The sequence below is a fragment of the Bradyrhizobium sp. SZCCHNS1022 genome, from assembly GCF_032484835.1.
Taxonomy (GTDB): domain Bacteria; phylum Pseudomonadota; class Alphaproteobacteria; order Rhizobiales; family Xanthobacteraceae; genus Bradyrhizobium.
Window position 1 is genome coordinate 399,358 of record NZ_JAUETT010000006.1, and the last position, 18,951, is coordinate 418,308.

19 protein-coding genes and 1 riboswitch are annotated in these 18,951 nt (G+C 65.9%); of the genes, 6 read left to right on the top strand and 13 right to left on the bottom strand.

Going from position 1 to position 18,951, the window contains the following annotated elements; genetic code table 11:
• Positions 1 to 11 precede the first annotated feature (11 nt).
• Both QX071_RS30005 and QX071_RS30010 read left to right on the top strand, forming a co-directional pair.
• Positions 12 to 1,358 (top strand): hypothetical protein, encoded by a 1,347-nt coding sequence (locus QX071_RS30005; protein WP_315705548.1) that lies wholly within the window; start codon positions 12 to 14, stop codon positions 1,356 to 1,358.
• Positions 1,359 to 1,377: 19 nt separating this feature from the next.
• Positions 1,378 to 2,106 (top strand): formyltransferase family protein, encoded by a 729-nt coding sequence (locus QX071_RS30010; protein WP_315705547.1) that lies wholly within the window; start codon positions 1,378 to 1,380, stop codon positions 2,104 to 2,106.
• A 102-nt stretch (positions 2,107 to 2,208) separates the two neighbouring features.
• Here the strand turns inward: QX071_RS30010 and bluB are convergent, their stop codons facing one another.
• Positions 2,209 to 2,865 carry a 5,6-dimethylbenzimidazole synthase gene (gene bluB, locus QX071_RS30015; protein WP_315705546.1) on the bottom strand — a complete coding sequence of 219 codons (657 nt, stop codon included), beginning with the start codon at positions 2,863 to 2,865 and terminating at the stop codon, positions 2,209 to 2,211.
• Positions 2,862 to 4,202: a cobyrinate a,c-diamide synthase gene (locus QX071_RS30020; RefSeq protein ID WP_315727863.1), complete on the bottom strand. Its 1,341-nt coding sequence runs from the start codon at positions 4,200 to 4,202 to the stop codon at positions 2,862 to 2,864. The genes bluB and QX071_RS30020 overlap by 4 nt, the downstream gene beginning before the upstream one ends.
• A 47-nt stretch (positions 4,203 to 4,249) precedes the next feature.
• On the opposite strand from QX071_RS30020, the gene QX071_RS30025 reads away from it, so the two are divergent.
• Positions 4,250 to 5,377 carry a cobalt-precorrin-5B (C(1))-methyltransferase gene (locus QX071_RS30025; RefSeq protein ID WP_315705544.1) on the top strand — a complete coding sequence of 376 codons (1,128 nt, stop codon included), beginning with the start codon at positions 4,250 to 4,252 and terminating at the stop codon, positions 5,375 to 5,377.
• Here QX071_RS30025 and cobM read toward each other — a convergent pair.
• From cobM to cbiE, 3 genes are read right to left on the bottom strand one after another with little or no spacing between them, the layout of a single operon-like run.
• On the bottom strand, positions 5,347 to 6,108 hold the full coding sequence (gene cobM, locus QX071_RS30030) for a precorrin-4 C(11)-methyltransferase (protein WP_315705543.1): 762 nt from the start codon (positions 6,106 to 6,108) through the stop codon (positions 5,347 to 5,349). The two genes, QX071_RS30025 and cobM, sit on opposite strands and share 31 nt — an antisense overlap.
• Positions 6,105 to 6,509, bottom strand: a complete 405-nt coding sequence (locus QX071_RS30035; protein ID WP_315705542.1) for a cobalamin biosynthesis protein — start codon at positions 6,507 to 6,509, stop codon at positions 6,105 to 6,107. Before QX071_RS30035 ends, cobM begins: the two co-directional genes overlap by 4 nt.
• Entirely contained in the window at positions 6,506 to 7,738 is a 1,233-nt protein-coding gene (gene cbiE / locus QX071_RS30040) for a precorrin-6y C5,15-methyltransferase (decarboxylating) subunit CbiE (protein ID WP_409977569.1), read from the bottom strand. Before cbiE ends, QX071_RS30035 begins: the two co-directional genes overlap by 4 nt.
• 17 nt (positions 7,739 to 7,755) lie before the next feature.
• On the opposite strand from cbiE, the gene QX071_RS30045 reads away from it, so the two are divergent.
• Positions 7,756 to 8,529 carry a cobalt-precorrin-6A reductase gene (locus QX071_RS30045; RefSeq protein ID WP_315705540.1) on the top strand — a complete coding sequence of 258 codons (774 nt, stop codon included), beginning with the start codon at positions 7,756 to 7,758 and terminating at the stop codon, positions 8,527 to 8,529.
• On the opposite strand, the gene cobJ is transcribed toward QX071_RS30045, so the two are convergent.
• Genes cobJ through QX071_RS30085 form a run of 8 tightly spaced genes read right to left on the bottom strand, consistent with a single transcriptional unit; the run spans position 8,493 to position 17,431 of the window.
• Positions 8,493 to 9,260: a precorrin-3B C(17)-methyltransferase gene (gene cobJ / locus QX071_RS30050; protein ID WP_315705539.1), complete on the bottom strand. Its 768-nt coding sequence runs from the start codon at positions 9,258 to 9,260 to the stop codon at positions 8,493 to 8,495. The two genes, QX071_RS30045 and cobJ, sit on opposite strands and share 37 nt — an antisense overlap.
• Positions 9,257 to 10,015 carry a precorrin-2 C(20)-methyltransferase gene (locus tag QX071_RS30055; protein ID WP_315705538.1) on the bottom strand — a complete coding sequence of 253 codons (759 nt, stop codon included), beginning with the start codon at positions 10,013 to 10,015 and terminating at the stop codon, positions 9,257 to 9,259. The genes cobJ and QX071_RS30055 overlap by 4 nt, the downstream gene beginning before the upstream one ends.
• Positions 10,012 to 10,644 (bottom strand): precorrin-8X methylmutase, encoded by a 633-nt coding sequence (locus QX071_RS30060; RefSeq protein WP_315705537.1) that lies wholly within the window; start codon positions 10,642 to 10,644, stop codon positions 10,012 to 10,014. The genes QX071_RS30055 and QX071_RS30060 overlap by 4 nt, the downstream gene beginning before the upstream one ends.
• A complete protein-coding gene (gene cobG, locus QX071_RS30065) occupies positions 10,637 to 11,920 on the bottom strand; it encodes a precorrin-3B synthase (protein ID WP_315705536.1) in 1,284 nt (427 codons plus the stop codon). The genes QX071_RS30060 and cobG overlap by 8 nt, the downstream gene beginning before the upstream one ends.
• The gene (cobN, locus tag QX071_RS30070; protein WP_315705535.1) at positions 11,917 to 15,339 is read right to left on the bottom strand and encodes a cobaltochelatase subunit CobN; all 3,423 of its coding nucleotides are present in this window, start codon (positions 15,337 to 15,339) and stop codon (positions 11,917 to 11,919) included. Before cobN ends, cobG begins: the two co-directional genes overlap by 4 nt.
• 9 nt (positions 15,340 to 15,348) lie before the next feature.
• Entirely contained in the window at positions 15,349 to 16,383 is a 1,035-nt protein-coding gene (cobW, locus tag QX071_RS30075; protein ID WP_315705534.1) for a cobalamin biosynthesis protein CobW, read from the bottom strand.
• On the bottom strand, positions 16,380 to 16,793 hold the full coding sequence (locus QX071_RS30080) for a DUF1636 domain-containing protein (protein WP_315705533.1): 414 nt from the start codon (positions 16,791 to 16,793) through the stop codon (positions 16,380 to 16,382). Before QX071_RS30080 ends, cobW begins: the two co-directional genes overlap by 4 nt.
• A complete protein-coding gene (locus tag QX071_RS30085; protein ID WP_315705532.1) occupies positions 16,790 to 17,431 on the bottom strand; it encodes a HupE/UreJ family protein in 642 nt (213 codons plus the stop codon). Before QX071_RS30085 ends, QX071_RS30080 begins: the two co-directional genes overlap by 4 nt.
• A gap of 117 nt (positions 17,432 to 17,548) precedes the next feature.
• Positions 17,549 to 17,742, bottom strand: a riboswitch (cobalamin riboswitch).
• Positions 17,743 to 17,780: 38 nt separating this feature from the next.
• Between QX071_RS30085 and cobU the strand changes: the two genes are divergently transcribed.
• Together cobU and cobO are read left to right on the top strand one after the other, a co-directional pair.
• Positions 17,781 to 18,317, top strand: coding sequence for a bifunctional adenosylcobinamide kinase/adenosylcobinamide-phosphate guanylyltransferase (gene cobU, locus QX071_RS30090; protein ID WP_315705531.1), 537 nt, complete (start codon positions 17,781 to 17,783; stop codon positions 18,315 to 18,317).
• 23 nt (positions 18,318 to 18,340) lie between these two features.
• Entirely contained in the window at positions 18,341 to 18,949 is a 609-nt protein-coding gene (gene cobO / locus QX071_RS30095) for a cob(I)yrinic acid a,c-diamide adenosyltransferase (RefSeq protein ID WP_315705530.1), read from the top strand.
• Positions 18,950 to 18,951: the final 2 nt, after the last annotated feature.

The following is an 18,951-nucleotide window of genomic DNA, read 5'->3' on the forward strand; positions in this document are numbered from 1 at the left end:
GAGCCAGGAGCATGATGGGCAGCAACACCGACCGGACCGACGATACCAGCACAGCGCTTGGAGGGGTGTTGAAGTCTCAAGGAGTCAAGCTTGGCGATGCGCAAAATCGCCGGATCGAATGGCTGATACGCAGCTTCGGTCGCGCCGAGATCTGGGGAAGCGGCGCCCGCCCCGGAAGCGGCCGTGTTGTCATCGTGATAGACCCACCGAGCGGCGCAGGCGCGGAGCTATTATACCGCTCGTTGGATCCGACGGCTGCGGTCGTGATCCCGTTCGGCGAAAATCCCGCCTTCGACTTCCTGAAGTCCAAGCTGTCGGAATTCGGAACGGTCGGCACATGCGGTGCCGACGGCCCTCATGAACTCTGGTGGGGCGGCCTCCACTGGAGGTCACCGGCCAGCGCGACACAGGTTAAGGGCCCCCTCGTCGTGTCCTGCTATCCCCGTGCACTCGGCGATATGACGGCCTACCATTTGAAGAGCTCGCTGGAGCGGCTCGGGTTGAGCTTCATTGTCGAGGCTATCGACAGCGTTCACGACGACCGCATGCTCGCATTCGAGAAGGCCGACTTCATTGCCCGCATGTGGGAACGGCACGCTCAGCCGCTACTATTCGTCGATACCGACACGATGCTGCAGTCCGCACCGGAACTGCCGGTCGAAGCGGCCTGCGATTTCGCCGTCCACAAGTGGAACGGCTGGGAGATGTCGGCGCGCACCCTGTATTTCGGGCGCTCGAATGCCGCCGAAGCGATGCTGCGGACATGGCAGACCCTCGCCCATTCCTATCCTGCCGTGTGGGAAGCCTATCTGCTAGACCAGGCCTGGAGCCTGACCTCGTCGCAAATTCCGCTCGACACGCTCTGGCTGCCCCGCGCCTATCACGCCATCGCCGGCGAAGCCGGCGCGAAACTCGCGACGATCGTCCATAATCTCAGACCGACGACTGCAGATCTCGGTCCGGATTCGGACTTTGCCGATAGGGTCCGGGCCGCGCGACGTGCCGGCCGCATCGGCGCACGGGACGCGTTGCTCGTGCTCAATTCGGCGGTCCGATCGAACAAGGCGGTCACCGTGATCCTGCGCGACTTCGAAGCCGCAGGAGCGCGCGCCACCGCAGCCAGCATCCAGGCCGTGACCAGCGCGTTCGCTGCCGACTGCGGCGGCTTCGCGCGGCTCGAGCTGTCGCTCTGCCCCTGGCAGGACGATGTGCAAGTCGCAAAAGAGGCCGCATTCCTCGCCGACAACCGGGTGATCGAGATCGCTCCCACACAGAATCTTCCGAGTGATCTGTTCCGTTCGCTCGCGACCTCCGAGTCCGCGATGCAACCGGCCCGCGTGATGCGCAATCCCCGCTGAATTCAGGACCCGAAGCCACATGCTCAACACGATCATCCTTCTGACCGGCAGCCGCGACCAGCAGATGGCTTTGACCGAACTGCTCAAAGCGCACAATCCGGGCCTGTCGTTCCGCTGCGCCGTCACCCTGGCCGAGCTCGAAGCCATCGACCCCGCGGTGCTCACCAACGCGCGGCTCGTCGCATTTACGACGGGCGTGATCGTCCCGGCACGCATCCTTCGCGCGCTCGGCCATGGCGCCTATAATTTCCATCCAGGCCCGCCGGACTATCCGGGCTGGGCTCCGGCCCATTTCGCACTCTACGACGATGTCAAACGCTTCGGTGCGACCGCGCATGTGATGGAAGCGCGCGTGGATTGCGGCGCTATCGTTGGCCTCGAAGAATTCGACATTCCCGACGGCATCGAAGTCCGCGGCCTGGAACAGATGGCGTTCGTGCGGCTCGCTTATCTGTTCTGGCGCATGGCTCGCGACATCGCCTGCGAAAGCGCGCCGCTGCCGGCGTTGGAGGTTGCGTGGCACGGCATCAAGAGCACGAAGCAGATGTATGCTGCGATGTGCGACATGCCCGCCGGCATCGCGGCGACCGAGATGAAGCGCCGCATCCGAGCCTTCCACGACGACTTCCGCGGCATTCCGCTGACGGTGACGCTGCATGGCATGCGCTTTCAGCTCGTTGGCGCCACCGCACCCCAACCGATTGCAGCGGTGGTCGTGGAAGCGCCGCCGCTCGCGCTCGCGTCCTAGATCATGATGCGATTACAAGGAATCGCATCATGATCTCATCTCTTTGATTGAGTATGATCTTTTCGGAAAACCGGTTTCCACTTTTCCGAATCATGCTCTAACTCAACGTTTGAGCGGCTTGACCGCGGCGTCGCACAGCCGCGCCTCCCAGCCATGACGCTCCAACTCCGGATCGTCATGCTCCTCCTCCGGCCAGCCGACGCAGAGATAGGCTATGAGCGTCCAGTCCGGCGGCAGGTCGAGCGAACTGCAGGCTGCCTGCGGATCGAGGATCGAAACCCAGCCGACCCCAAGTCCTTCTGCGCGGGCCGCAAGCCAGAAGGTCTGGACCGCCGCGACGACGGAATAGCGCAGCATTTCCGGCATCGTCTTGCGACCGAGACCATGGCCGGTCTCGGTCGCTTCGTCGGCGCAGACCACGAGATGCACCGGCGCCTGGGTCAGCCCTTCCAGCTTCAGCCGTGCGTAGATCGCACGCCGCTCGCCGTGATAGCCTTCCAGCGCAGCCTGGTTCGCGGCCTTGAAGTTGGCTACGATGGCGGCACGCCGTCTCGGATCTTCGACCAGCACGAAGCGCCAGGGCTGGCTGAAGCCGACCGAGGGGGCGTAGCACGAGAGCGCCAGCAGCCGCTCGATCAGCTCCGGGCTCACCGGCGCGGACAGGAAGCGGCGGACGTCGCGCCGCCAGCGCACCAGCTGTGCAAAGCGATCCTTGAACGCGGCGTCGAACTTCGGCGGCTCCGGTTTCGGCTCGCTCATGACGCCTCTCCGCTCACGGCGTGAAGAAACGATCCGCTGACCGGACCGCGGCGCGCCCCCGGCTCTGCGATGGCGCCGCCCACTGCATCACAACACTCGATCAGCGGATCGTCGGCTTCCGCCAAGATCGAAGCATAGTGAAATTCGTGGCCGAACACGATCGCATCCCGTGCGCCGAGCGCGCAATCGGCGAGCAGCCGCGCGCGACGGTAGCCGAGATGGAGCCGCCGCTTGGCGAAGGAGGTCTCGAGCGACAGCAGACCCGCCATGGCGTGGCGAGCCCCCTGCGCATCCTCCAGGCCGGTCCCCAACACCATGTAGCCACCGCATTCGCCGTGGATGCGCGCCCCTCTCTCGGCCGCAAGCCGCAAGCCGCCGAGGAAACGATCGGCCGCGGCCAGCCGGCCGGCATGCAGTTCCGGATAGCCGCCCGGCAGCCATACGGCATCGGCCGACCCGTCCGGGGCCTCGTCCGCCAGCGGTGAAAAGGTCACGATCTCGGCACCTGACTCACGCCAATGGCGCGTGAGATGTGGATAGCTGAAGGAGAATGCAGCATCCGAGGCCAGCGCGATCCGTTGCCCCGGTGGCTTGATCCCGAAGCCTGCGGCGCCCGCATCATGTGACCCGCCCGCCATCGGCCGGGCCAACGAACTGATCACGTCGAGATCGGTGGTTTCGCAGATCCGATCCGCTAAACGATCAAGATGCTGCTCGATCGATCCGATCTCCTGGGCCTGAACCAGGCCAAGATGCCGTTCCGGCAGCACGAGCTCTTGGTCGCGGATCAGGGCGCCCAGCAGCTTGATCCCGATCCGTTCGAAAGCGGGCGCGATCAACGCGCGATGCCGCGCACTGGCGACGCGATTGAGGATCACGCCGGCAATCTCGATGTCGTCGCGATAGCGTGCGCAGCCGAGCGCGACCGCGGCGGCCGTCTCGGCCTGACCGCTGACGTCGATGACCAGCACGACGGGCCAACCAAGCAGCGCCGCCAAGTCGGCTGCCGATCCCCTGCCCGCACGACCCGAAGCCGGCGCACCGTCGAACAAGCCCATGACGCCTTCAACGATGGCGAGATCGGCACCGGCCGTCGTGTCGCTCGCCAACCGACGAAGCTGCGGCGCCGACATCGCCCAGCAGTCGAGATTGTAGCTCGTCCGCCGGGCGGCAACCGAATGGAAGGCGAGATCGATGTAATCCGGTCCGCACTTGAACGGTTGGACCCGCGTTCCACGCCGGACCATGGCCCGCATCAGCCCAAGCGCGATCGTGGTCTTGCCGGCGCCGGAACGCGGCGCGGCGATGATCAGCCCTTTTGGTCCGGCCACCGTCATGGCCGTGGTACCGTTCCAACGCAGCAAACTGTGCTATGCGATCGACGATGACTGAAACCGTGGGAGCACCGGAACGTCCCCTGAAGCGTGGCTGGACCACAGGCAGCTGCGCCACTGCTGCTGCCCGCGCGGCTTATGAATTTCTGATCACGAGAACCTGCCCCGCAATGGTCGAGATCACTTTGCCGAGCGGCCAGCGAGTCAGTTTTGCGGTCGCGATGCACGAGGGTGACGCGAGCGCCGCCACCGCTGGTGTCATCAAGGACGCCGGCGACGACCCCGATGTCACCCACGGCGCACTGATCAAGGCGACCGTACGGCGCGGGCCTGATGGTTCGGGTATCGTGTTCCGGGCCGGGCCAGGCGTCGGCACCGTGACCAAGCCGGGACTGCCGCTGCCGCCCGGGGAGCCCGCAATCAATCCGGTGCCGCGACAGATGATCAGCGCGGCGGTCCGCGAGGCTGCCGCCGCATTCGACAGTCCTTCCGACGTAATCGTCGAGATTTCCATTCCCGGCGGCGAGGAGCTTGCAAAGAAAACGCTCAACCCGCGGCTTGGCATTCTCGGCGGTCTGTCGATCCTCGGCACGACGGGAATCGTCATTCCCTTCAGCTGCGCGGCCTGGATTCACTCGATCTATCGCGGCATCGACGTCGCACGCGCGTCCGGGCTTGCGCACATCGCCGGCGCGACCGGATCGACCTCCGAGAAGGCGGTGCAGCACTTGTACGGACTGCCGGATGCGGCCCTGATCGACATGGGCGATTTCGTCGGCGGCATGCTGAAATATCTTCGCCGCCATCCGGTCAAGCGCGTCACGATCGCCGGTGGCTTTGCCAAGATGACGAAGCTCGGCCAGGGCCTGCTCGACCTGCATTCGCGGGCCGGAGAAGTCGATCGCGCCTGGCTCGCGGACGCGCTGTCCGACGCCGGTGCGCCCGATGCGCTTGTGGGTGCCGCGCGCGGCGCCAATACGGCGCTGCAGGTTCTCGACGAAGCCAAGCGGCTGGCTTTTCCGGCCGGCGACGTGGTCGCACGCGCAGCGTGGCGCACCGCAAGGCGTGCGCTTGGCGATGGTATCGCCCTCGACATTGCGGTGTTCGATCGCGTTGGGCTGCTGGTCGGACAGTACGACGGTGCTGATCATTCGCCTCTCCCACGAAAGCGGCGCTGATAATCGGCATCGTAGAGAGCGCTGGCCCGAAAATCCTTTGCAGCGAGTGCCTGCCCGACCAGGATCAATGCCGTACGCTCGATCGGATCGGACTTCGTCGTCGCAACGATCGTGCCCAGCGTTCCGCTGATGATGCGCTGATCCGGCCAGCTTGCGCGATAGACGATCGCGATCGGGCAGTCGGCGCCGTAGTAAGGCACCAGTTCCTCCACCACGCCTTCGAGGACATGGATGGAGAGATGGATCGCGAGCGTCGCCCGAGATTGCGCGAAAGTGGCGAGCGTCTCGGTCTCCGGCATTGCCGAGGCTCGGCCGGAGGTGCGCGTCAGCACCACCGATTGCGCCAGGCCCGGGAGGGTCAGTTCACGCCCCAGCGCCGCGGAAGCCGCGGCAAAGGCCGGCACGCCCGGCGTAACCGTGAATGGGATTCCAAGCTCCTCGAGCCGCCGCAGCTGTTCGCCGAGCGCGCTCCAGATCGACAGATCGCCCGAATGCAGCCGCGCGACGTCGTCGCCGGCTGCAGTCGCCCGCGCCATCTCCGCAATGATCTCGTCGAGCGACAGCGGCGCGGTGTCGACGATACGCGCGTCAGGCGGACAATGATCCAACAGCGCCTTTGGCACCAGCGAGCCAGCATAGAGGCACACCGGACAGCGCGCGATCAGGTCGCGGCCGCGGACCGTGATCAGATCAGGCGCGCCAGGACCGGCACCGATGAAATGCACGGTCATGCTTGGAACTCCCCGGCAGCCTGCCCCTCTCCTTCCGCGAGCGCGCAGGTCGCTCTCGCATTGGCGATGCGCGGCAGGATCAAACGTGCATGCGCGCCGGCGGCCGCCAACGCCGCCGTCTCCGCCACCGACGGCACCCCTTTCAGGTGCTGCACGCGATCGCTGTTGGTGACTGCGCTATGCGACACTCTGCCAAGCTCGCTGGCGACGATACCGATGAGCGGACGTCCCAGCCGACGCGCGGCTTCAATGATCCCAGGCTCCTCTGCCTTGGCGCGCTCGGTCGCGACAACGCCAATGGACTCGGCCTGCAACGCTGCCATCGTGAGTGCCTCGGCGATCAGTCTCTCAATATCATCCGCTGATGCGTTGCGGCGGCAGCCGATCCCGAGCGCGATCATGGCTTCGTCACCCGCCATTGCGTGACCGGCATCGCCGGCTTCCAGCCATGCATGGTGCCGATTGGTCTCACATGAGCCACAGCCACGCGGACCAATTCGCCGCCATGTTTGTGAAACAACTCAGTCAGCCGCGCCTCGCCTTCGAGCGAGACGGCATTCGCCACCAATCGGCCGGCCGGGTTCAGCCGAGACCAGATTGTTTCGAACACACCTTCATCTGAGATGCCGCCGCCGATGAAAACCACGTCAGGCCACTCCAGATCGTTCAGAGCGGCCGGCGCGGAGCCGACGATGATCCGGAGATCCGGCGTGCCCAGCGCAATGGCATTGCGCGCCGCGCGATCGGCACGATCCTGTCGCGCCTCGATCCCGACGGCACGCAGCGATGGATGTCGCAACAACCACTCGATCGCGATCGACCCGGCCCCAAGACCGACGTCCCAGAGCAATTCGCCCGGCCGCGGCGCCAGCGCTGACAATGTCACGGCGCGAATTTCGCGCTTGGTCAGCTGCCCGTCATGCTCGAACAGGTCATCCGGAAGACCAGGCGCCAAGCTGATGATCGGCGCATCCGGATCGGCAACGACTTCGATCGCGATCGTCGTCAGCGCGCCGATGTCCGTGAGATCGAATTCCTTGGCAATTGCCCGACGCACCCGCTCCTGCGGTCCGCCCATTGCCTCCAGCACGGTCAAGCGCGAGTGGCCCATGCCACGCGACGACAACAGCACCGCGAGCTTCTTCGGCGTCGAACCGTCCCAGCACAGCGCGACGATCCGCGCACGCGGACTGAGATGACGAATGATGCCTTCCAGAGCCCGGCCGTGCAGGCTGATTTGCGTGACGTCCTGCAGCGCCCAGCCGAGCCGCGCCGCGGCCAGACTGAACGACGACGGCTGCGGCAGGCACAACATCTCTTCGGCGGCAAACCGCTCGACGAGCTGTTTGCCCACGCCATAGTTGAAGGGATCACCGCTCGCGAGCACAACGACAGCGTTACCGCGTCGCGCAGCGATCTCGTCGAAGGCAAGATGCAACGGGCTCGGCCAGGCCAGCCGCTCGCCGGAGATCAAGGAGCGCGCAAGTTCCAGATGGCGCGCGCCACCAACGACAAGCGATGCGCTTGCAACCAGCCGGCGCGCGAGCGGCGACAATCCGTCCGGGCCATCTTCGCCGATTCCAACGATGGACAGCCAACGTGTCGCGTTGCAAGCTGCGGCCGAACTCATCACGGACCACACCCTTCATGCGCGTTCTCATTCTCGGCGGCACCACGGAAGCCTCGGAGCTGGCGCAACTGCTGGCCGGCGACAACCGATTCCAGCCGACGCTCTCGCTCGCGGGGCGTACGACCTCGCCGAAACCGCAGCCGATTCCGACGCGCATCGGCGGCTTCGGCGGGATCGCCGGACTTGAGGCGTGGCTGCGGGACAACGACATCGCCGCCGTGGTCGATGCCACCCATCCTTACGCCGCGCAGATTTCGGCTCACGCGGTTGCGGCGTGCCAGACGCTGTCCCTCCCGCTCGCCTCCATCGTTCGGCCGCCCTGGATGCGTGCGGACGACGATCGCTGGATCGACGTCGACACGGCGCACGCCGCAGCGGCCGCGCTCGGCGCCGAGCCCGCCCGCGTCTTTCTCAGTCTCGGCCGTCTCGAACTCGCCGCCTTTAGCGCAGCGCCCCGGCATCACTATATTGCGCGCACGATCGATGCTGCCGGCAACGTGCCGCTGCCGCCCGACATCAGCTTTGTCTACGACCGCGGTCCGTTCGATGAAGCCAAGGAAGAAACCTTTCTGCGGCGCGAACGCATTCAGGCCATCGTATCGAAGAATTCCGGCGGCCCCGCCACCTATCCGAAAATCGCGGCCGCATGCCGACTGCAGATCCCGGTGGTGATGATCGCGCGCCCCGACAAGCCCCGCGGCGTTCCGCTCGACGGTGCGCGCGACGCCCTGCGTTGGCTGGAAGGACTGTCCGCTCACGATGTCGGCTCCATCTCCCGACGCGGCGTGTAGACCCACGGCGCCTTGCCGTCACGCATGATGAGGCGTGTCGCCGACGATCCGATCAGCACCAGCGTTCGCATGTCGGCGTGCGCCGGATCGATCTCGCCGAGCGTCGTCACGATGCGGCCGACCTCGCCGGTGCCGGCCGCGCGCACCATCATGGCGACCGTGGAAGCCGGCTTGGTCCGGCGCAGAATATCGAACGCTTCCCCGAGCTGATGCGGCCGCGCCCTCGATAGGGGATTATAGAGCGCGATCACGAAATCGCCGCTGGCTGCGGCCTGCAGTCGCCGCGTGATCGTGCCCCAGCCCTTCAGATTGTCTGAGAGCGAGATCGCACAGAAATCCCCTCCTAACGGGGCACCGATTTCGGCAGCCGCCGCGAGCATGGCAGTCACGCCCGGTTCCACCCTGATGTCGAGCTGGCGCCACTCCGCCGGCCCCATCTCGACTGCCTCGAACACTGCAGCTGCCATCGCGAACACGCCGGGATCGCCGCCCGAAACCACCGCGACGTGCTTGCCGTCAGCAGCCAGTTCGAGCGCGTGTCGGCCACGATCAAGCTCGACACGATTGTCGCTCGCATGTCTGCGCTGGCCGTCCGGCCGCGCCGCAATGCGATCGAGATATGGGCCATAGCCGACCAGATCAGTCGCGCGCGCGATCGCCTCGGCCGCGGACGGAGTCATGAGCTCCGGCCGCCCCGGGCCGAGGCCGACCACTGTGAGCGTTCCGGTCATAGCTGACGCCCCTGGCCTGGGATCAGAACCATCGAGAAATACGGTCCTCGCTCATCGTCGCAGGCCGACAACGGAACGATGCGTTGGTTGTCCATCGTCCCGCGCTCGACATAGAGCGCGCGCGACAGCAGCCCGGCGCTTGCGACCGCACGTTTGACCTTCGGCAGGTTACGCCCGACCTTCATGATGACTGCCGCTTCGCAATGTTGCAGCCTGTCGCACAGGATGTCTTCCGCCAACGTGCCGGGCAACACGGACAGGATATCGTCTCCCCAGGTGATCGGCACATTGGCGCGGGTCCAGCAGCCTGACATGCCGGTCACACCGGGCACGACTTCGACCGGGAAGTCGCGCTCCAGCCGCCGCCACATATGCATGAAGGAGCCATAGAAGAACGGATCGCCTTCGGAGAGCAGACCAACCGAGCGGCCTGCCCGTAGATGCGCGGCAATGCTCTCGGCGGCGCGCCGATAGAAGGCTGCGATTTCCGTCTGATACGTCGCGTCCGCAACCGGCGCTTCCTCGGTGATGGGATATTCAAGTCGCAACTCATGCCGCGATGTGTCCATCAACGGCGCCACAGTGCGGCGCGCATTGCCTTCGAGACCACGCTTGGCGAAGAAGGCCACCACATCCACCGCGCGGATCAGTCCTGCCGCGCGCAAGGTCAGATAGCGCACGTCGCCCGGACCGACGCCGATGCCGTAGAGCGTTCCGGCCTGCGCCGTGCCGGCGATGGTGTCGAGCAGGCTCATTCGATGTCGCTCGCAATCGCATTCACGGCGGCGACCGCCATGGCGCTGCCGCCCTTGCGTCCCCTGACGATCAGATACGGGACGCGGCCGTCGGCCGCGAGTGCTTCCTTGGATTCCTTGGCGCCGACGAACCCGACCGCGGTGCCGATGACAGCCGCGGGTCGCGGCGCCCCTTGGTCCAACATATCCAGGAGGTGAAACAGCGAGGTCGGCGCATTGCCGATCGCAACCAGCGCGCCGGCAAGATGTGGGCGCCACAATTCGAGCGCGGCCGCCGAGCGCGTGGTGCCGTGGCGCGCAGCCAGCGCTGCGATTTGGGGATCATCGAGCGTGCAGATGATCTCGTTCCTTGCCGGCAGTCGCGCGCGCGTGATCCCCTGCGCCACCATCTTGGCATCGCACAGAACCGGCGCGCCGCGGTTCAACGCGGCACGCGCTTCTGCCGCAAAGCTCTCCGACATCTCGATGTCGGAAGTGATCTCGACCATGCCGCAGGCATGAATGATGCGTACGGCGATCTTCTCTTCCAGCCCCCGGAAGCGCGACAGATCGGCCTCGGCGCGGATGGTGGCAAAGGAGCGTCGATAGATCTCGGCACCGTCGCGAATATAGTCGCGCACATCAGACATGAGTACTGCGCTCCTGGGCCAGCAAGGTCGGGACAACGGTTGAGATCCCAGACGGATCGAGTTCGATGAAGGCGCGATCTCTTACCGTTCCCTGCCGTACCACCCGATAATGGGCCCCGTCCCCGACAAACACCAGATCCGCCGGGGCCGAGCGCGCGCAGCCCTTGGGGCAGCCGGAGACGTGCAGCGTGCCGGCAAAGCCGCTGCGCTCCGCGATATCAGCCAATGCCCTTGCATGGTCACGCGTGGCCAGCGTCGTCGAGCTGCAGCAACCGACGCCCGAACAGGCATCGATACGCGTCAGCGGATCGGAATCATCGACGATGAATCCGAGGCTGCGGGCAAACGCGAGGATCTGCTCAGCGTCCGGGCGGCTCGACGTAGCAACATAGAATGTACGCCACGGCGACAGCCGAACTTCGGTGAGACCAAGTCGGGTTAGCTCGCTCAGCAATGCCGACACGGTCTCGCTATCGAGGCGACCGAAAGCCGCTCCAAGTCCGGCGGCATAGCTCCCACTCGCAAGCGCGATCAGGCCGCGGCGGTGCGAAGCTTCACGCCTTGCTGGCGTGATCGGAAGACCCGACGCTTGCAAGCCGAGCTCGGCGCGGATGGCAACAACCGCATCATCCGGCAGCGCGCGCGCGCGGCTGGTCGGACTATGTTTGAGGATCGCGAGCGCAAGCTGAGCGGCCGCCAAGGCTGCTTGCTCCGCATCCACCGTACCCAGCCATTCAAGCCCGGCCGCAGCTTGAAGTCCGATTGCGACCGAGGCACCGGCGCCGTCGCGATACGCGACGAGACAAACATCAGCCTCAAGGTCCGTCAGCGGAAGTCGCCCTCCCCCGTCGAGCAAGAAGCTGAACTTGCCCGGCAGTTGCCGCAGCGAAGCGACGGCCATCAATTGACGTTCGAGCGCGTGCGCGACCGGACGCATGTCGGCGATCTCAGTCGGGTCGATCCCTGCGAGCGGATTGATGACGATATTCCTGATGGCCTCCAGCTCTGCATCGTCATCAAGCAGATCGAGCGAGGACAGGACCTCCCACAAGGGTGCAAGCGTCTCCGGCTTCACGCCGCGAAGCTGCAGATTGGCGCGCCGCGTCAGATCGATCTGTCCGTTGCCGAACCGGGCGGCGGCCTCGGCCAACGCTTCGAGCGCGCGGACTGGCAGTCTGCCGCCATGCGGCCTGACGCGGACGATCAAACCATCCCCGCTCTGCATCGGGCGTCGTGCGCCAGGACACCATCCCTTGATGTCGAAGGAAGCCGTCATGCCTTCGCCTCCGCAACTCTCACACGCGCTGCGATTGCAGCGAGCTCATCCGCGACGGCGTTGCGGCGCGGCACCCACATCCGGCGCCGCAGTGCATCGTCGAGCCGGGAGATGATGGAAGCCACCGCTGCAGGATTGCGCGCCAGCATCGCGTCGCACACCGATGGATCGAGCAACAGGGCCGAATGTGTCGCATCGAACAGATGGCTGGGTACCGTGTCCGACGTAGCGGCAAAAGCATACAGCGCATCCACGCCTTGGGCGATCTCCGCGATGCCGCGATAGCCATGCGCGAGCATGCCGGAAATCCAGCGTGGATTGGTGAGCCGGCCGCGCACCACCCGTGCGATCTCTTCCGAGAACGCCCGCGCCTTCGGCGCATCGGGACGGCTGGTATCGAGATGCAGAAGCGCTGGCGAGACACCCAGCGCGGACGCTGCCGCAGCGAAGCCGCCGGCGAAATCGGCCACCTCTTCGCCGTCGAGCAGGTCGCGCTCGCGGTCGTCCTGCGGATGCACCAGCGCATCGGCGCTGCGGACGCGCTCGCGGAAGCCAGTCTGGGCCTGTGCGATCTCGGGGGCAGTACCAAAACTGTGACTCGTCGCCGCCAGATAGGCTTCACCCAATTGTTGGCGGCTCTCCCAATCGGAGCCAAGCGCCAGGCTCGCAGCCACCGCGCCATAAGTCCCGGGGGCGCCGCCGAACACGCGCGTCAAGCTCTCGCCGCGACGCTTTGCGGCAGCGAGCGGATTGTCGGCATCGTCCTCCTCACGGGCGGCGACGGTCTGCACCGCGAGGTCGAACAGCGCGATCTGCGCTTCGAAGATATCGCGGAACAGGCCCGAGATGCGCAAGGTCACATCGATGCGTGGACGGTCGAGCGAGGCCAGCGGCAGCACATCGACGCCGATGACACGGTTGGAATTAAAATCCCAGCGCGGCCGCACGCCGAGATAAGCGAGCGCCTGCGCGAGATCGTCGCCGCCGGTGCGCAGCGAGGCGGAGGCCCAGAGATCGAGCACCAGGGTCCGCGGATACTCGCCGTGATCCTGCAGATAGCGGCGGATCACCTCATCGGCGGCGCGGGCACCGACCACGGCAGCGGTGCGGGTCGGGATCGCGCGCGGATCGATTGCGGTGAGATTGCGCCCAGTCGGCAGCACATCGAGCCTGCCGCGGCTCGGCGCTCCGGCCGGTCCAGCCCCGATGCGTCGGCCGTCTAATGCGGCGAGCAGCGCCGCACGTTCGGCCGCGGCGCTGGCGCGGATGCAGGCATCGATCCCGGCACGATCCTTCGCCTCGTTACGGGTACCGCCAGCAGCGGCGATAGCATCGCCGAGCAGTCCGATCGCAACATCATCCGGCGCACGACCGAACACGTGCAGCCGCTCACGAACCGAAAGCTCCTTGATGTCGCAGAGCTGCGCATCGAGCTTGGCGACGGCCTCCCGTCCGCCTGCGCCTTGTTTCAGGCCGCAATCCGCAGCGAGGCCGCTTGCCCAGGCGCGCGCGACGATCTCGTCCTCCAGAAGCTTCAGGCGACGCTTATCGAGCCCATCGGCCTCCGCATATTCCTCGACCAGCCCCTCGAGCTCGAGCAGCGGACCGTGCAAGCCTGCTTGCGACAGTGGCGGCGTCAGATGGCCGAGCGTCACCGCGCCAAGCCGGCGCTTGGCTTGCATGGCCTCGCCCGGATTGTTGACGATGAACGGATAGATCACCGGCAGCGGACCGAGCACGGCCTCCGGCCAGCAATTCTGCGACAAGGCGAGCGCCTTGCCCGGCAGCCATTCCAAGGTGCCGTGGGCGCCGAGATGCACCAGCGCGTCGATCTGCTCCACTTCGCGCAAATGCGCATAGAGCGCGACATAGGCATGACGCGGTGGCACCGTGGTGTCGTGATAACCCGCCTTGCGATCGACATGAGCGCCGCGATCCGGCTGTAGCAGGATCAGCAGATGTCCTGCACGCAGGGCCGGAAAGCGGAATGCGCCGTCAACAAAGGTCGGATCTGCCTCCGCTGCGCCCCAACTCGCCGCAAGCTCGCGCTGCAAATCGTCTGGCAAGGCCGCGAGATGGCTCTGATACGCAGCAAGAGGCACTGCGAGCTCCGACGCTTGACCTCTCAGCAGCGCCTCGATGTCAGCGGCAGTTGGGCTGGACGCACCGAGATCATAGCCCTGCTCGGCGAGCAGCTGCGCGATTTCGGTCGCGCTTTGCGCGGTGTCGAGGCCGACCGCATAGCCGCGACGACCGCCTCGCGCCGGATAATCCGACAGCATCAGCGTGAGGCGGCGGTTCGCCGCTGGCGTCGTCCGCAGGCGGCACCAGCGCGCTGCGAGCCGCGCGACGAAGGCGATGCGATCAGGCTGCGGTACATAACGGACCGCGCCGAATTCGAGCTGGTCATCGAACGGCGCCTCGCCCTTGAACGCGATGGTGCGCGCCAGCAGACGCCCATCCAGCTCCGGCAGCACCACGTTCATGGCGAGATCGGTCGGCGACAGACCGCGCGCGGACGAGGTCCAGGCATCCTCACTGCTTTGGGCCTGCACGATCTGCAGCACCGGCGCGACGGCGAGGTCAAGCACGGTGGTGCCGTCCTCACGCAGGGCCGAGAAGGCCGTGGCGTTAAGGACGACGCTTGGCCGTCGCGCCTTGATCAGCCGTTCCAATCCATCCGCAACGTCAGGATCTTTCAGGCTTGTCACCGCGACGGCGGCGGACGCAAGCCCTTCCCGCTCGAGCGCCGTCTGCAGAACTTCGATCGCCGCTGTATCGGCCGCGAGCAGGCTGGCGCGGTAGAACACGATCAGCGCGCATGGCTTCGTGTCACCCGCAACGCACAACTCCTCGACGGGAACGGCGCCACGCCCGGCCGCGAATCCAACGATAGAGCCAAGCGCAACCGGCTCCGCAAATGTGGCTTCACGCCCCAGCAGCGAATTCAGATAGCGCAGCGCCTCGCGCGCATTGGCGGTGCCGCCCTCGTGCAGGTAGCCATAGAGTCTCGAGGTGACGTCGAGCGGCAGCGTCGAGAGCGCATCGAGCCGCTCGTCGGCGCGGTCGTCGCCCGGCAGCACCGCCAGCAGAATGCCTCGGCTCCGGCACACATCAGCCAGGCGCTCCAGCCCGTAGCGCCAATAATCGAGCCCGCCGAGACAGCGCACGACGACGGCGCGCGCCGAAACGGCGACACGATCGATATAGAGGTCGACCGACATCGGATGCTTCAGCCGCTTCAGGCTGGCGAGACGCAAGCTCGGCAGTTCTGACGGCGATCCTCGCCACGCTTCGGCCAGTGCCGACAGGTCGCTGTCGGAGAACGACAGAACCACGACCTCGGCCGGCGACTGCGCGAGATCGACGGCCTGTTCGAGGTCGTCGAGCGCGGCACCTGATGTCGCCAGGAGATGCATCGGCCCTCGCTAGCCGGCAACCAGGTTCTTGATCGCGGCCACGTCGAGGCCGCGCTCGCCGATGAACACGAGCCGTCCACGCCGCTCCTCGCCGGCGCGCCAGGGCCGCTCGAATTGATGCTGGATGCGGTTGCCGACCGCCTGGATCAGGAGCCGCAGCGGCTTGCCTGCGACTTCCACGAAACCCTTCACCCGCAGCACATCGTGCGCACCGACAGCATCCGCGATGCGGGCCAGGAGCACGTCGGGCGAGGCCTGCGCCGGCACGTCGAGCACAAAGCTTTCGAAATCGTCGTGATCGTGCTCAGCCTCATTGTCGTGATGCGATGGCCGCGCGCCGAGGTCGCCTTCGGCCGCCGCACCCAGCCCGAGCAGCACGGAGGCCGACAGCTTGCCGTGCTCGGACGCGATCACCTTGACGGCACGCTGCACCTTAGCTGCGATCTCGGCAGCGACCGCCTGCCGCTCCGCATCCGTCATGAGATCGCTCTTGTTCACCACGATCAGATCGGCGCAGAGCAGCTGATCCTCGAACACCTCTTCGAGCGGATTGTCGTGATCGAGCGAGCCGTCCGCCGCGCGCTGCGCCGCCAGCGCCTCCGGATCATCGGCGAAGCGGCCGGCGATCACGGCCGGCCCGTCAACGACTGCAACGACTCCGTCAACGGTGACACGGGTTGCGATCTCCGGCCAATTGAACGCCTGCACCAGCGGCTTCGGCAGCGCGAGGCCGGAAGTCTCGATCACGATGTGCTCGGGCGGTTCGTTCTGATTGAGCAGGCTCTTCAGCGCGGGCACAAAGTCGTCGGCGACGGTGCAGCACAGGCAGCCGTTCGACAATTCGACGATGCGATCCTCCGGGCAATCCGGCACGCCGCAGCCTTTCAGGATATCGCCGTCGATCCCGACATCGCCGAACTCATTGACGATGATGGCGAGCCTGCGACCGTTCGCGGTCTCGATCAGGTTGCGCACCAGCGTGGTCTTGCCGGCGCCGAGGAAACCGGTGACGATCGTGCATGGCGTCTTTGCGAAGGATTTCATGGCAGCGAAGCCTCTTTGGATGAGCGCGACGGCAGCGGCGGCACGCGGGCGATCGTGTTTTTTCTCACGTATTCGGGACGCTCCCGCCACGGCGGCAGGCCGGCCTCGTGGACCTGATGCAGCCTGGCAAAAGCGAGCACATCATCGGCATGGACATCCGGATCGAGCGCTCCGACGATATAGGTCCACTTGCCAGGCGCAGTGACCGCAACCGTGCAGGCGCGACTGCAATTCGAGAGGCACTCGACCGGCACCACGGTGACATCGCGATGCTCGGCTGCGACCGCATGGATGGCCTCGAGTAGCCGCGCACCGGCACGCGGCTGCTCGCTGGACGCAGGCTCGGCGCTCTGCATCCGGCAGGTGACGCAGACGAACAACGTCGTCGCGCCCGGGTCTGTGCTGCTCATCCGGCCAGACCAGCCGCCATGGCGGCTGCCGCACCGCCCACCAGCGCAATCGCGGCGCCCGCGATCCGCAGCGCGAAAAGCGAGAAGGAAACGCCGCGCGCAGCAATCATCCGGGTGGCCAGGAACGCACCGGCGGCAATGACGCTCTGGATCACCAGCAGCCCGGCGAGATAGGCGCCCAGCGGCGCGCTTTCAGCACCAACGATCGATTCGCCCAGCGCGTAGCCATGCACTATCCCGGTCAACGCAAACAGGATCGCGACCGGCAGCACACCGAAGCCGGCGCGCAGCAGGATCAGCAGGCCGATTGCGGCCGTCGACAACCCGACGAGAAGCTCTGCGGCGGGAATATCAGCGCGGCCGACATGCAGCATCACGCCGGCGATCATAGCCGTGGTGAAGGCCAACACCGGCGCAAAGCCACGGCCGATCAGCGCAGCGACGATGCCCGCTCCCACAATCGCGGCGAAATGATCGAGCCCGATGACGGGGTGAGCAAGCCCGGAGAGCAGGCCTTGCGCCAAGGTCTGCGGCAGCTTGCCGCCCATCATATGGTGGGCCGATGCAGGATCGGCGAACAGTGCCACGACTGCGACTGCAAACGCGATGCGGGTTGGAAATCTGGTGGGAAATCTCATGGCCGTCTCCGTCGATGCCCGAACCTGTCAGGGTTCGTGCGATACGCTGCGCCCGACGGCATCCCAGACAGTTCCGGGATCAGAACCCTGCATCGCGACTCCCCGCGCGACGGGTCGGCCAACAGCAATGTCGACGGCAGGTCTCCTGGCTCTCGGGTCGCCGCGCGAGACCACCTTCCCGGTTTCCCAGTGGTTCAAAGGCCTCGCACTCACCGATTACAGTTGCGGGGGCAGCCGCGGCCTTGGGAGGAGATCCCGCACCGCGTTCCCTAAATCTCTCCTTTCGGAGAACCGTCATCTGTTAGATACGGGATCGAGCCAAAGCCCGTCAATCGGAAATCCTGCCGTCATGCCACCCGCCCCGCCTAGCCCTGCCCTGCCGCGCCTGACCCTGGTGCTCGGCGGCGCGCGCTCCGGCAAGAGCCGGTACGCGGAGGCGCTGATCACCGCCCTCCCTTCCCCCTGGATCTATCTCGCAACCGCGCAGGCGTTCGACAACGAGATGGCGTCGCGCATCGCCGAACACAAAGCGCGCCGCGCCGATGGATGGCGGACGATCGAGACACCTCTCGATCTTGCAGCTGCCGTGGCGGCGAACGGCGATTCTGCAACACCTGTTCTGGTCGATTGTCTCACGCTCTGGCTCAGCAATATCATGCTGAGCGGCCGCGACGTTGCCGTTGCTTGTCGTGAGCTCGCCGATGCATTAGCTGCCGCCAGGGGCCCAATCGTTGCCGTCTCCAACGAGGTCGGGCTCGGCATCGTGCCGGATAACGCGCTGGCCCGCGCGTTTCGCGATGCGCAGGGCCGCCTCAACCAGGATATTGCAACATCCGCGGATCGCGTGATCCTGATGGCGGCGGGCCTGCCGCTGACGTTGAAATAGCAGCGCATCGAGAGGAAACGAGAATGAGTGACCACAACGAGGATGCGCGCCACAAGGCCAAGATGGAGAACCGCAAAGCGATCCAGGACGCCGAGGTCGCATCGAAGACCGTTGAAAAAGGCCTGCTGATCGTCCACACCGGCAAGGGCAAGGGTAAGTCGACGGCTGCCTGGGGCTTGATGCTGCGCGCCCTCGGCCGCGGCTTCCGCATCGGCGTGGTGCAATTCGGCAAGGGCGCATGGCAAACCGGCGAGCGCAAGGCGATCGAAAAGTTCGGCGACCAGGTCACATGGCACACGCTCGGCGAAGGCTTTACCTGGGAGACTCAGGATCGTGCCCGCGACGTCGCCGCGGCCGAGCGCGCCTGGGCCAAGGCCAAGGAGCTCATGGCCGATCCCTCGATCCGGCTCCTGATTCTCGACGAGCTCAACATCGCGCTGCGCTATGATCACCTGCCGATCACTGATGTCGTCGAAACCTTGCGTGCGCGTCGCCCCGATCTGCATGTCGTCGTCACCGGCCGTAATGCCAAGCCCGAATTGATCGAAGCCGCCGATCTCGTCACAGAGATGAATCTGGTCAAGCATCACTTCACCGCCGGCGTGAAGGCGCAGGAAGGCATCGAGTTTTAACC

Excerpts from the sequence above, each read along its gene's own strand:
- QX071_RS30080 (WP_315705533.1), bottom strand. The coding sequence starts at position 16,793 with ATGAGCAGCACAGACCCGGGCGCGACGACGTTGTTCGTCTGCGTCACC.
- cobG (WP_315705536.1), bottom strand. The coding sequence starts at position 11,920 with ATGACGGCTTCCTTCGACATCAAGGGATGGTGTCCTGGCGCACGACGC.
- QX071_RS30010 (WP_315705547.1), top strand. The coding sequence starts at position 1,378 with ATGCTCAACACGATCATCCTTCTGACCGGCAGCCGCGACCAGCAGATG.
- cobU (WP_315705531.1), top strand. The coding sequence starts at position 17,781 with ATGCCACCCGCCCCGCCTAGCCCTGCCCTGCCGCGCCTGACCCTGGTG.
- QX071_RS30055 (WP_315705538.1), bottom strand. The coding sequence starts at position 10,015 with ATGAGCCTGCTCGACACCATCGCCGGCACGGCGCAGGCCGGAACGCTC.
- QX071_RS30045 (WP_315705540.1), top strand. The coding sequence starts at position 7,756 with ATGCGCGTTCTCATTCTCGGCGGCACCACGGAAGCCTCGGAGCTGGCG.
- QX071_RS30085 (WP_315705532.1), bottom strand. The coding sequence starts at position 17,431 with ATGAGATTTCCCACCAGATTTCCAACCCGCATCGCGTTTGCAGTCGCA.
- cobN (WP_315705535.1), bottom strand. The coding sequence starts at position 15,339 with ATGCATCTCCTGGCGACATCAGGTGCCGCGCTCGACGACCTCGAACAG.
- QX071_RS30005 (WP_315705548.1), top strand. The coding sequence starts at position 12 with ATGATGGGCAGCAACACCGACCGGACCGACGATACCAGCACAGCGCTT.
- cbiE (WP_409977569.1), bottom strand. The coding sequence starts at position 7,738 with ATGAGTTCGGCCGCAGCTTGCAACGCGACACGTTGGCTGTCCATCGTT.
- QX071_RS30035 (WP_315705542.1), bottom strand. The coding sequence starts at position 6,509 with ATGATCGCGCTCGGGATCGGCTGCCGCCGCAACGCATCAGCGGATGAT.
- bluB (WP_315705546.1), bottom strand. The coding sequence starts at position 2,865 with ATGAGCGAGCCGAAACCGGAGCCGCCGAAGTTCGACGCCGCGTTCAAG.
- cobJ (WP_315705539.1), bottom strand. The coding sequence starts at position 9,260 with ATGACCGGAACGCTCACAGTGGTCGGCCTCGGCCCGGGGCGGCCGGAG.
- cobW (WP_315705534.1), bottom strand. The coding sequence starts at position 16,383 with ATGAAATCCTTCGCAAAGACGCCATGCACGATCGTCACCGGTTTCCTC.
- QX071_RS30020 (WP_315727863.1), bottom strand. The coding sequence starts at position 4,202 with ATGACGGTGGCCGGACCAAAAGGGCTGATCATCGCCGCGCCGCGTTCC.
- QX071_RS30025 (WP_315705544.1), top strand. The coding sequence starts at position 4,250 with ATGACTGAAACCGTGGGAGCACCGGAACGTCCCCTGAAGCGTGGCTGG.
- cobO (WP_315705530.1), top strand. The coding sequence starts at position 18,341 with ATGAGTGACCACAACGAGGATGCGCGCCACAAGGCCAAGATGGAGAAC.
- cobM (WP_315705543.1), bottom strand. The coding sequence starts at position 6,108 with ATGACCGTGCATTTCATCGGTGCCGGTCCTGGCGCGCCTGATCTGATC.
- QX071_RS30060 (WP_315705537.1), bottom strand. The coding sequence starts at position 10,644 with ATGTCTGATGTGCGCGACTATATTCGCGACGGTGCCGAGATCTATCGA.